This window comes from Xanthomonas sp. SI (genome assembly GCF_014236855.1).
Lineage (GTDB): Bacteria > Pseudomonadota > Gammaproteobacteria > Xanthomonadales > Xanthomonadaceae > Xanthomonas_A.
In genome coordinates, this window is the sequence record NZ_CP051261.1 from 3009558 (window position 1) to 3021679 (window position 12122).

General features: G+C 67.1%; 10 protein-coding genes. 3 read left to right on the top strand and 7 right to left on the bottom strand.

Going from position 1 to position 12122, the window contains the following annotated elements; translation table 11 throughout:
• Window positions 1–144 precede the first annotated feature (144 nt).
• Both ppsA and HEP75_RS12560 read left to right on the top strand, forming a co-directional pair.
• Complete coding sequence (gene ppsA / locus HEP75_RS12555; protein WP_185823751.1) at window positions 145–2520, top strand: phosphoenolpyruvate synthase; 2376 nt, start codon at window positions 145–147, stop codon at window positions 2518–2520.
• Window positions 2520–3479, top strand: a complete 960-nt coding sequence (locus HEP75_RS12560; protein ID WP_185823752.1) for a mechanosensitive ion channel family protein — start codon at window positions 2520–2522, stop codon at window positions 3477–3479. The genes ppsA and HEP75_RS12560 overlap by 1 nt, the downstream gene beginning before the upstream one ends.
• A 60-nt stretch (window positions 3480–3539) precedes the next feature.
• Here the strand turns inward: HEP75_RS12560 and orn are convergent, their stop codons facing one another.
• From orn to mntR, 3 genes are all read right to left on the bottom strand, one after another.
• Window positions 3540–4118, bottom strand: coding sequence for an oligoribonuclease (gene orn / locus HEP75_RS12565; protein WP_185816332.1), 579 nt, complete (start codon window positions 4116–4118; stop codon window positions 3540–3542).
• A 109-nt stretch (window positions 4119–4227) separates the two neighbouring features.
• Window positions 4228–4725, bottom strand: a complete 498-nt coding sequence (gene tadA / locus HEP75_RS12570; RefSeq protein WP_185823753.1) for a tRNA adenosine(34) deaminase TadA — start codon at window positions 4723–4725, stop codon at window positions 4228–4230.
• On the bottom strand, window positions 4722–5186 hold the full coding sequence (gene mntR, locus HEP75_RS12575) for a manganese-binding transcriptional regulator MntR (protein WP_179564890.1): 465 nt from the start codon (window positions 5184–5186) through the stop codon (window positions 4722–4724). Before mntR ends, tadA begins: the two co-directional genes overlap by 4 nt.
• 148 nt (window positions 5187–5334) lie before the next feature.
• Between mntR and HEP75_RS12580 the strand changes: the two genes are divergently transcribed.
• Window positions 5335–6687: an Nramp family divalent metal transporter gene (locus HEP75_RS12580; RefSeq protein ID WP_255423849.1), complete on the top strand. Its 1353-nt coding sequence runs from the start codon at window positions 5335–5337 to the stop codon at window positions 6685–6687.
• Window positions 6688–6772: 85 nt separating this feature from the next.
• On the opposite strand, the gene HEP75_RS12585 is transcribed toward HEP75_RS12580, so the two are convergent.
• The 4 genes from HEP75_RS12585 to HEP75_RS12600 all read right to left on the bottom strand — a co-directional run bounded on the left by HEP75_RS12585 (window position 6773) and on the right by HEP75_RS12600 (window position 11866).
• Entirely contained in the window at window positions 6773–8488 is a 1716-nt protein-coding gene (locus tag HEP75_RS12585) for a response regulator (protein ID WP_185823119.1), read from the bottom strand.
• Window positions 8475–10001: an ATPase domain-containing protein gene (locus HEP75_RS12590; protein ID WP_185823754.1), complete on the bottom strand. Its 1527-nt coding sequence runs from the start codon at window positions 9999–10001 to the stop codon at window positions 8475–8477. The genes HEP75_RS12585 and HEP75_RS12590 overlap by 14 nt, the downstream gene beginning before the upstream one ends.
• 387 nt (window positions 10002–10388) lie before the next feature.
• Complete coding sequence (locus HEP75_RS12595) at window positions 10389–10748, bottom strand: response regulator (protein ID WP_185823755.1); 360 nt, start codon at window positions 10746–10748, stop codon at window positions 10389–10391.
• On the bottom strand, window positions 10745–11866 hold the full coding sequence (locus HEP75_RS12600; RefSeq protein WP_185823756.1) for a PAS domain-containing sensor histidine kinase: 1122 nt from the start codon (window positions 11864–11866) through the stop codon (window positions 10745–10747). The genes HEP75_RS12595 and HEP75_RS12600 overlap by 4 nt, the downstream gene beginning before the upstream one ends.
• Between the last annotated feature and the right edge of the window lie 256 nt (window positions 11867–12122).

A 12122-nucleotide genomic window follows, 5' to 3' on the forward strand; every position in this document is an offset into this window, starting at 1 on the left:
CCTGGATTCTCCTTGCTGAAACCCAACGGATGCCCCCGGCCGCGCTTGTGCCGACTCGGGTGCGCACTGCATGATATCGGCTTCTTCCCCCACGGACGCGGCCACTCTGCCCGCCTCGGGCGATGGCCCAACGGAGCATCGCGCTTGAACGAGAACATCCTTTGGTTGCACGAGTTGCGCCTGACCGACCTGGCCCGCGTCGGCGGCAAGAACTCCTCCCTCGGCGAAATGATCGGCAACCTGGCAGGTTTGGGAGTCTCGGTACCCGGCGGCTTCGCCACCACCGCCGAAGCGTTCAAGGCGTTCGTCGCCCACAACAATCTCTATCAGCGCATTTTCGACAAGCTGGCGACGCTGGACGTGGAAGACGTCGGCGCGCTGACCGTGGCCGGCAAGGAAATCCGCGGCTGGGTCACCGAGGCGCCGCTGCAGCCCGAGCTGGACCAGGCGATCCGCGAGGCTTACGCGCAGCTATGCGCCGAGAACGGCGGCGGCGAAGTCGCGGTGGCAGTGCGCTCGTCTGCAACGGCAGAAGACCTGCCCGACGCCAGCTTCGCCGGCCAGCAGGAGACCTTCCTCAACGTGACCGGCGCCGACGATGTGCTGCACAAGGTCAAGGAAGTCTTCGCCAGCCTGTACAACGACCGCGCCATCGCCTATCGCGTGCACCACGGCTTCAAGCACGAGGACGTGTTCCTGTCGGCCGGCGTACAGTTGATGGTGCGCTCGGGCGTCGGCGCCGCCGGTGTGCTGTTCACGCTCGACACCGAGTCCGGTTTCCGCGACGTGGTGTTCGTTACCTCGAGCTTCGGCCTCGGCGAAATGGTCGTGCAGGGCGCGGTCAATCCCGACGAGTTCTACGTCTACAAGCCCACCCTCGCCGCCGGCAAGCCGGCGATCCTGCGCCGCTCGCTGGGCAGCAAGATGATCCGCATGGTGTATTCGGACGTGCCCGGCGAGCGCGTGCGCATCGAAGACACCCCCGCCGAGCTGCGCAACACCTTCTCGATCAGCGACGAGGACGTGCAGGAACTGTCCAAGCAGGCGCTGGTGATCGAAAAGCACTACCAGCGGCCGATGGACATCGAGTGGGCGAAGGACGGCGTCAGCGGCAAGCTGTTCATCGTGCAGGCGCGCCCGGAGACGGTGAAGTCGCGCGGCCATGCCACCCAGATCGAGCGTTTCGCGCTGGAACAGCGCGGCACGGTGATCGCCGAAGGCCGCGCCATCGGCCAGAAGATCGGCGCCGGCGTGGCCCGCGTAGTGCGCAGCCTGGACGACATGAGCCGGGTGCAGCCCGGCGACGTGCTGGTTGCGGACATGACCGATCCGGATTGGGAGCCGGTGATGAAGCGCGCCTCGGCGATCGTCACCAACCGCGGCGGCCGCACCTGCCACGCGGCGATCATCGCCCGCGAGCTGGGCGTGCCGGCAGTGGTCGGCACTGGCAACGCGATGGAGCTGATCGAGGATGGCCGCGAAGTGACGGTGAGCTGCGCCGAAGGCGACACCGGCTTCATCTACGCCGACCTGCTGCCGTTCGACCGCACCACCACCGATCTGGGCAACATGCCGCCGGCGCCGCTGAAGATCATGATGAACGTGGCCAACCCGGAGCGCGCGTTCGACTTCGGCCAGTTGCCCAACGCCGGCATCGGCCTGGCGCGGCTGGAAATGATCATCGCCGCGCACATCGGCATCCATCCCAATGCGCTGCTGGAATACGCCAAGCAGGACGCGGCGACCAAGAAGAAGATCGACGAGAAGATCGCCGGCTACGCGGACCCGGTCAGTTTCTACATCAACCGCCTGGCCGAAGGCATCGCCACGCTGACCGCGTCGGTGGCGCCGAACCCGGTGATCGTGCGCCTGTCGGACTTCAAGTCCAACGAGTACGCCAACCTGATCGGCGGCAGCAACTACGAGCCGCACGAAGAGAACCCGATGATCGGCTTCCGCGGCGCCAGCCGCTATGTCGATCCGAGCTTCTCGGCCGCGTTCGCGCTGGAATGCAAGGCGGTGCTCAAGGTCCGCAACGAGATGGGCCTGGACAACATGTGGGTGATGATCCCGTTCGTGCGCACCCTGGAAGAAGGCCGCAAGGTCATCGAGGTGCTGGAGAAGAACGGGCTCAAGCAGGGCGAGAACGGCCTGAAGATCATCATGATGTGCGAGCTGCCGTCCAATGCGCTGCTGGCCGACGAGTTCCTGGAGATCTTCGACGGCTTCTCGATCGGCTCCAACGACCTGACCCAGCTGACCCTGGGCCTGGATCGCGATTCGTCGATCGTGGCGCACCTGTTCGACGAGCGCAACGCCGCGGTCAAGAAGCTGCTGTCGATGGCGATCAAGGCCGCGCGCGCCAAGGGCAAGTACGTGGGCATCTGCGGCCAGGGTCCTTCGGACCATCCTGACCTGGCCGAATGGCTGATGCAGGAAGGCATCGAGTCGGTGTCGCTGAATCCCGACACCGTGGTCGATACCTGGCTGCGCCTGGCCAAGCTGAAAGCCGCCAGCTGATGGGCACGGCAGCAACGTTGCTGGCGGCAGTCGCGGCGGCGACCGCCACCGCACCGGCGGCACGGACACAGCAGCCGTTCAACTGGCGAGACCTGGATTGGGCGCAGTACGCGCTCAACTGGGGCGTGGCGCTGGTCATCCTGGTGCTCGGGATGTGGATCGCCAAGCGCCTGAGCCAGTGGCTGCACCGCGCGCTGGTTCGCGCGCGGGTGGAGACCACGCTCAGCAACTTCCTGCGCAACGTCGCCTATGCCTTGCTGCTGGTGCTGGTGTTCGTCACCGCGCTGCAGAAGATCGGCGTGCCGCCGACCTCGCTGTTCGCGGTGCTCGGCGCGGCCGGCCTGGCGGTCGGTCTGGCGCTGAAGGATTCGCTGTCCAACATCGCCTCGGGGGTGATGCTGATCGTGCTGCGGCCGATGCGCGATGGCGACCACGTGGTGGTGGCCGGGCAGGAAGGCATCGTCGACGAGATCCGGATCTTCCAGACCCGCATCCGCAGCTTCGATGAGCGCATGATCACTCTGCCCAACAGCACCATCACCACCGCGCCGATCGTCAACTACAGCACCCTGCCCAATCGGCGTCTGGAGATCACGGTGGGCGTGGGCTATGGCGACGATCTGAAGAAGGCGCAGCAGTTGCTGCTGCAGATCGCGCAGGACAATCCGAACATCCTGGAGACGCCGGCGCCGTTCGTGCAGGTCACCAACCTGGGCGAGAGCACGGTGGACCTGATGCTGTTCGCCTACGCCAGGAACGGCGACTTCGGCGCGGCCAAGAGCAGCACGCTGGAGAACATCCGCAACCAGTTGCTGGAGAACGGGCTCAGCATTCCCTATCCGCAGCGCGATCTGCACGTGTACCACCACGATGCCGATGGGCGTCCGATCGCCGAGCTGCTACTGAAGGGCGTGACCGACGACGGCGAGACCAAGCAAGGGCCGCCGCTGGCCCGTTGACGCAGATCATTGCGCGAGGCCGCGCCGGACAGGCGCGGCCTGCGTGTCGCGCAGCGCGACTCAGCGTGCGCCGTTGCCCTGCCCGCTCAGCGCGCCCATGAACGGGCGGTAGTAGCGCAGTTCATCGATCGAGTCGTGCACGTCGCTGAGCGCGGTGTGCGAGGAGGTCTTGTTCAGTCCCGAGGCGACCGATGGCGCCCAGCGCCGCGCCAGTTCCTTCAGCGTGGACACGTCCAGGTTGCGGTAGTGGAAGAAGCGCTCCAGCCGCGGCATCTGCCGGTGCAGGAAGCGCCGGTCCTGGCAGATCGAGTTGCCGCACATCGGCGACGCGCCCGGCTTGCACCACTGCGCCAGGAATGAAACGGTCTGCGCCTCGGCCTGGCCCAGGGTGGTCTTGCTGTCGAGCACGCGCTGCCACAGCCCGGAATGGCGATGCTGGTTGCGGTTCCACTCGTCCATCGCCTGCAGCGTCTGCAGCGGATGCGCGATAGCGAATTCCGGGCCCTCGGCCAGCACGTTGAGCTGGCTGTCGGTGACCACCGTGGCGATCTCGATGATCGAATCCTTGTCGGTATCCAATCCGGTCATTTCCAGATCGATCCAGATCAGACGATCGTTGTCCACGTGCGGTTCCGCCATATCACCATCCAGTCGTTCGCGGCGGCGCTGCCGGCGCGGGGGTTTCGTATCGGTCGTGCATGATACCGCGCGTGACCCGGCGGCTTCACATTGGCCAGCGCCGTGGCGTTCAACCGCCGAGCAGCGGTTTGCCGCGTTTGGCGCGAAAATAGTTGGTCAGGCGCAGCCCGGCCGGCGCCGCCAGCACCCCGCCGCGCACCTGCACCCGATGGTTGTGGCGTGGATCGGCAACCAGGTCGAACACGCTGCCGCAGGCGCCGGTCTTCGGATCGGCGGCCGCGAACACCAGCTGCGCCACGCGCGCATGCACCACCGCCATCGCGCACATCGCGCACGGCTCCAGGGTCACGTACAGGGTGCTGCCGACCAGGCGGTGGTTGCCGAGCCGGCGCCCGGCCTGGCGCAGCGCCACGATCTCGGCATGCGCGCTGGGATCGTGCTCGGCGATGTTGAGGTTCCAGCCCTCCCCCAGCACCTCGTCGTCGGCCGAGACCAGCACCGCACCGACGGGAATCTCGTCGAACTCGCGCTCCGCGCGATCGGCCAGCGCCAGCGCGTGCAGCATCCAGCGCTCGTCGCGCGCGGCGGTGTCGCTGTCGGCGTTCATCGCGCCGCGGCGTGCTTGCGCACGAACTCGGCGAACACCGCCAGCGTGGCTTCGCTGACATGGTGCTCGATGCCCTCGGCATCGCGCCGCGCGATGTCCTCGTCGATGCCCAGCGCCAGCAGGAACTGCTCCACGGTCTGGTGCCGCTGCCGGCTGGCCGCCGCCAGCGCTTCGCCGTCCGGGGTCAGGAACACGCCGCGATACGGCCGCTGGATCACCCAGCCGCCCTTGACCAGCCGCTTGAGCATCTTCGCCACGGTCGGCTGGGCCACGCCCAGGCGCGCGGCGATGTCCACCTGCCGCGCCTCGCCGCCGTCGGCCAGCAGGTCGGAAATCAGCTCCACATAGTCCTCGATCAGCTCCAGGCGGTGCGCCTCGCGCACCTGGCGGAAGCTCTCGACCTGCACTTCGGCGTCGAGCAGCACCGCCCCCGGTGCCGTCAACTTCCCGCTTTTCTGCATCGCAACGCCCTTGTCCGGTGCCGGCGAACGCCGGCCGCTGCCTATTCTGGCCGAAATCGCGCCTATCGCAGCGATTCGATTTGCCAATGCTAACTAGAATAGCAAGTGCTATATACTCGATCGCGCTCCTCCCACGCACGTTCCCGCCATGGCCGATCCCCTGCCCCTGCCCGAGTCCAACGCCGCCTGGCCGCAGGCCAGCGAGCCACCGCGGCGCAGCCTGGGGCGCATGAACGGCAGCGTCGCCGTGCCCAGCGGCGGGCTCGGCTGGCGCCGCTTCCTGGCCTTCCTGGGGCCGGGCTACATGGTCTCGGTGGGCTACATGGATCCGGGCAACTGGGCCACCGACATTGCCGGCGGCTCGCACTTCGGCTACCTGCTGCTGTCGGTGATCCTGCTGTCGAACCTGATGGCGATCGTGCTGCAGGGGCTGGCGGCGCGGCTGGGCATCGCCACCGGCCGCGACCTGGCGCAGGCCTGCCGCGAACACTATTCCAAGCCGGTCAACTTCCTGCTGTGGCTGGCCTGCGAGGCGGCGATCGTGGCCTGCGACCTGGCCGAGGTGATCGGCACCGCGATCGCGCTGAAGCTGCTGTTCGGCATCCCGCTGACCCTGGGCGCGATCATCACCGCGATCGACGCCTTGCTGGTGCTGTACCTGATGCGGCGCGGTTTTCGCACCCTGGAGGCGTTCGTGATCGCGCTGCTGCTGGTGATCTTCGCCTGCTTCATGGTGCAGATCGTGCTGGCCGCGCCGCCGCTGCGCGAGGTGCTGGCCGGCTTCATTCCGCGCGCCGAAGTGGTGACCAATCCGGCCGCGCTGTACCTGGCGATCGGCATCATCGGCGCGACGGTGATGCCGCACAACCTGTACCTGCATTCGTCGATCGTGCAGACCCGCGCCTACGAACGCAGCGACGACGGCCGCCGCTCGGCGCTGCGCTGGGCGCTGGCCGACAGCACCATCGCGCTGAGCCTGGCGCTATTCGTCAACGCCGCGATCCTGGTGCTGGCCGCGGCGGTATTCCATGCGCACGGCCGGACCGACGTGGAGGAGATCGAGCAGGCCTACGAGCTGCTGGCGCCGATGCTCGGCGTCGGCCTGGCCTCGACCCTGTTCGCGGTGGCGCTGCTGGCCTCGGGCATCAACTCCACGGTGACCGCGACGCTGGCCGGGCAGATCGTGATGGAGGGCTTCCTGCACCTGCGCATCCCGGCCTGGGCGCGGCGCCTGCTGACCCGCGGTCTGGCGATCGTGCCGGTGGTGGTGGTGACCTGGCTCTACGGCGAGCAAGGCACCGCCAAGCTGCTGGTGCTGAGTCAGGTGCTGCTGTCGATGCAGCTGCCGTTCGCGGTGATCCCGCTGGTGCGCTTCGTCGCCGACAAACGCAAGATGGGCGCGCTGGTCGCGCCGCGCTGGCTGATCGGGCTGTCGTGGGTCATCGCCGCGCTGATCGTGGCGCTGAACGTGAAACTGCTCGGCGATACCTTGCTGCACTGAGCCGGCGCAAAGACTCAGGCACCGCGCTGACGCGGCGGCTGGGCGATTCTACGCAGGCGCTGGCTGGCGCCAGCGGCGCCTGCGCTCACGAATACAGCGGCGCCGCTTCCGGTTTGTCTTGGGCGCCGGGATTGGCACGCACCTGCTGCAACGCCGTGGCCAGTTCGTCCAGCCGGTAGGGCTTGGACAGGATCTGCACGCCTTCGGCCTCGGCCGCGGATTTCGCCGCTTCCGCGTAGCCGCTGGTGAGCAGGATCGGCAGTTCCTGGCGCCGCATGCGGATCTCGTGGACCAACTCCAGGCCGTTCATGCCGCCGGGCATCATGATGTCGGAGAACACAATGTCCACCACGCGCTCGTTGGCCAACGCGCCCAGCGCCGCGGCCGCGCTGGCCACGCGGGTCACCTGGTAGCCCAGCTGGCGCAGCATTTCGCCGACCAGGGCGGCGACTTCGTCGTCGTCCTCGACCAGCAGCACGTAGCCGGCCTCGCCCGGGGCGCGGCGCGCCACCTGTTGCAGGTCCACCAGATGCCGCTCGTCCGGCGCCGGCGCGCGGAACGAGCGCGGCAGCAGCAGATGGATCGCGGTGCCCTGCCCGAGTTCGCTGTCGATGTGGATGGAGCCGCCGGATTGCTGCACGAACCCGTGTACCTGGGCCAGGCCCAGGCCCGAGCCCTTGCCGATGTCCTTGGTGGTGTAGAACGGTTCGAACACCCGCGCCTTCACTTCCGGCGCCATGCCGACGCCGGTGTCGATGATCGACAGGCGGATGAAGTCCGGATCGGTCTTGCCCGCACCCGCCATGTTCTGCGCCCGCACCACGATGGTGCCGCCATTGGGCATCGCATCGCGCGCATTGACCGCCAGATTGAGCACCACCAGCTCCAGCTCGCCCGGATCCACTTCGATCGGCCACAGGCCGTCGGCGAAATCGAAATCCACGTGCACGTCGCCGCGCAGGCTGCGGTCCAGCAGTTCGCGCATGCCGCCGATCTGCCGGGTCAGATCGACCGGCTCCGGCTTGAGCTCCTGCCGCCGCGAGAACGCCAGCAACTGCCGGGTCAGCCCGGCGCCGCGCTGCGCGGCCTTCTGCATGCCATCCATCAGCCGCTTGCGCACGCCCGGATCGGCCTGGGTGTCGAGCATCGCCAGGCCGCCGGAGATCACCATCAGCAAATTGTTGAAATCGTGCGCGACGCCACCGGTCAATTGCCCGATGGCCTCGATCTTCTGCGCGTGGCGCAGGGTTTCCTCGACCCGCGCGCGCTCGTCCATCTGCGTGCGCAGCAGGCGATTGGCCTGCTCCAGTTCGCGCGTGCGCGCCACCACCTGCGCCTCCAGCTTCTGCGCCGCCGACGCCTGTTCGCGCAACAGCGAGCGCACTTCGTACTGACGGGTGCGGGCGCGCAGCGCGGCCTTGATGGTGCTGGTCAAGGTGATGGCCTGCACTGGCCGCTCGAGCAAGGCGACGTTGCGCAGCGAAGCCACCAGCTTGCGCCGCCAGGTCACCACGGACGGTTGCTCCTGATGGCTGGTCAACACCACGAACGGCAGATCGGACCAAGTCGGCTGCGCGTCGGCCCAGGCGAACAGCGCGCTCGCATCCTTCCCGAACAGGCCTTCTTCGGCGATGAACACCGCCGCGGCACCGATGTTCAGTTCGCGTACCACGCTGTCCAGATCTACGCAGTTGCAGGCCACCACACCGCCACGCCGCAGCAGTTCCACCGAGGCCCCGCCGTCGCGCCCGATCGGCGCGTAGACGAGGACCCGGCTTTCGCTGGCGTCACTGCTGCTCATGCGCGACGGAGCTCGTGAACGGCAGATCGTTTCCGCTGTAGCGCGGCGTTCCGGAGAAGATGGCGCTGAACTGGGTGATCGGCGGACCGATGTCCAGTCCTTTGCTGCTGAGCCGGAACTCGCGGATGGTGTTCTCGTGGCTACCGCTGCGCTTCTTCACCACCGACAGCGCCCGGCGCACCGTGCCGTCCACCTCGAAATAGCGCAGCATCAGCACCGAATCGCTGAGATAACTGAGATCCAGCGGAGTTTCCATTGGCCCGACCAAGCCGTGTTGCGCCAGGACCAGGATGGTCAGCACGCCTTGCTGGCCCAGGTAGCTGAGCAATTCGTGCATCTGCAGGATCAGGAAGCGCTCGTCCGGCATCGCATTGAGATAGCCGTTGAGGCTGTCGATGACGATGACCCGCGCATGGTCCACCTCCACGCTGCGGCGCACGTTGGCGGCGAACTGGCCCGGCGACATCTCCGCCGGATCGATCTGCTGAAAACGGATCAGGCCATTGTCGAGCTTTTCGTCGAGCGGCAAGCCCAGCGTGCGCGAGCGCGCCTCCACGGTGCTGCGCCCCTCGTCGAAGGCGAAGAACACGCTGTGTTCGCCACGTTCGGCCGCGGCAATGGCATAGGTCAGCGCCAGCGAGGACTTGCCCACGCCGGCCGCGCCCAACAGCAAGGCATTGGTGCCGCGCTCCAGCCCGCCACCGAGCAGCCGGTCCAGTTCGGCATTGCCGCTGGGGACGACCTCCTCGATATGGTGGTGCTTGTAATCGCTGGCGATCAGGCGCGGATAGATTTCCAGGCCGCCCTTCTCGATGGTGAAGTCGTGGAAACCGCCGCGGAACTGGATGCCGCGCATCTTGACCACGCGCAGGCGCCGGCGTTCGGCGCCGTAGTCGATGGCGAGCTGTTCCAGCAACACCACGCCATGGGTGATGGAGTGCAACTGCAGGTCGTTCTGCTGCGAGGACAGGTCGTCGAGCAGGATCACCGTGCACTGCCGGCTGGCGAAGAAATGCTTCAGCGCCAACACCTGGCGGCGATAGCGCAGCGGACTCTGCGCGAGCAGGCGCAACTCGGACAGGCTGTCCAGCACCACACGCGCCGGGTTGAGCTGCTCGACCTTGTCGAAGATCAGCTTGGTGGTCTCGGTCAGCTCCATTTCCGCCGGATGGAACACGGTGAGCTCGCGCTCCGGATCCAGCACGATCTCCGGCGGCACCAGTTCGAACACATCGATCTGGTTCATGCTCCAGCCGTGGCGGGCGGCCACCAGGCTCAGCTCGCGCTGGGTCTCGGACAAGGTGATGTAGAGCGCGCGTTCGCCATGCCGCGCGCCTTCCAGCAGGAACTGCAGGGCGATCGTGGTCTTGCCGGTGCCGGGGCGGCCTTCGTAGAGATAGAGGCGGTTGGGGTCGACGCCGCCGCCGAGGATATTGTCCAGACCCGCACTGCCGGTCGAGATGCGCGGCGGGTCGTCGCCGTACGCGTGATCGGATTGCCGGTGGGCGATCATAGGTGTCCTTGAAGGTTGCGTGTGGATCGAAGGTAAGGTGTTGCCGCTGTCTTGCAAGGGCCGCTTACAGCAACTCGCATCAGCAGCCTCCTTTCGCCAGCACGCCTTGCATGGATGCCGCGACCGGCGCTCGCTCACCTTGGCATGGCGCAACGCTCACGATTCGGTGAGGCCAAAGCACACTACGTTCGGCAAAGTGATGCTTTTGTGTAGACACGGCCCGTGTCGGACCAGTCCCCGCCAGCGCCGTGCAGTGCGGAAAACAGGGCCGCGAACGCCGTCGATCAACGGCCAGGCCCCGATACTCCCCTGTGGCCTGGTCGCGAAACCGATCCGCCCGAGCCGGTTTGCGGTTCGCCAAGACCCGGAACGTCCGGCGAGCGCCTGTCATGCGTGGCCTTCTGGATCCAGCGTCCCCAGCAGGTCGTGCATGCGATACGGCTTGGACAGGAAGCGCGCCGTGGGTGGCAAGGGCGGCAACTGCGACAGCGCATAGCCGGACAGCAGGATCGTCACGCAGGCCGGATTCATCGCCTGCGCGGTGCGCACGACCTCGATGCCGCTGACACCGCCGGGCATGCTGATGTCGCTGATCACGCAATCGAACCGCCCGCTGGCCAGTTCCGCCTGCGCCTGGATGCCGTTGGCCGCTTCGAGGACGTCGAACCCGGCGTCCTTCAGGGCCAGGACCGTCACCATCCGCAGCAGCGCGTCGTCCTCGACATACAGGATCTTTCTCGTGCTCATGGCGTCGTCGCAACCGGAATGTACATGGTGACCACGGCGCCCTGCCCCTGCCCGCTTTCGATGGTGGCGAACCCGCCGGACTGGCCGGCGAATCCAAACACCTGGCTCAGTCCCAGGCCGCTGCCATTGCCGACATCCTTGGTGGTGAAGAACGGCTCCATGGCGCGCAGCCGCACCTCCTCTGACATGCCTGGGCCGTCGTCCTGCACCGCCACGCACACGTAGTCCTGATCGGGCCTGGCTTCGGCGTGCAGGGACAGGTCGGAGCGGCACAGCCGCGTGGAGATCACGATGCGGCCCTGCAGTACCGCGTCGCGCGCGTTCGCGACCAGATTCATCAGCGCCGCTTCGAACTGGCTGGCGTCGACCACCACCGTCGGCAACGCATCGGCGAACGCGAACTCGCAGGTAATGGCGTCGCCGGCCACGCGTCGGTACAGCTCGGCGGCCTCGACGATCAGCGCGTTGACGTCGTTGGGCTCGGGGACCAGGTCCTGCCCGCGGGCGAAGGCCAGCATCTGCTGCGACAACCTGCTGCCCCGCTCCGCCGCAGCGGTCGCCGCTCCGATCAGCACTTGACTGCGCGCATCGTGCTGGGTCTTGGCCAGCAGGTCCAGGCTGCCGACGATGACCGCCAGCAGATTGTTGAAATCGTGGGCGATGCCCAGCGTCAGGCGGCCGATGGCCTGCACCTTCTGCGCCTGCGCCAGGGCGCGTTCGGCCTTGCGCAGGTCTTCGGCGGCGTTGAACTTCTCGGTGACGTCGCGGGTGACCTTGGCATAGCCGACCAGCGCGCCGTCCTTCCAGACCGGATCGATGACCACGCTGGCACGGAACTGCGAACCGTCCTTGCGCACCCGCCAGCCTTCGGCCTCGTAGCGGCCTTCGCGCCTGGCCGCGTCCAGCCCCTTGCGCGGCAAGCCGGCGGCGGCGTCCTGCGGCGTGTAGAACCTGGAAAAGTGCTGGCCGACGATCTCGGCCTCTTCGTAGCCCTTGATGTGGCGGCCGCCGGTGTTCCAGCTGAGGATGAAGCCTTCCGGGTCGAGCATGTAGATCGCGTAGTCGGTCACGCTCTGCAAGAGCAGACGGTCTGCTTCGGTTGCAAGCGGAGTGCGCATTCAAGCCAGGTGACGCAGTGAAGTCCGCCCCAAAATAGCCAGCCATTTGTTAGTTTTTTGTGGACTGCGCCGCTCTTTCGCTGCGTAGCGCCGCCCACCTCGCTGCGCCCCGCAGTTCCGTCATTGCGGAACCCGCACGGCGTGGCTCGGCTGACGATGCCGGGCTCGGATGCCCGTACCCGGCGGCGGCGGCTAGCGATCGCGACTGCTGCGCGAGCGTCCAGTCGGATAGCGCCGCAACACACATGCCGCGGAC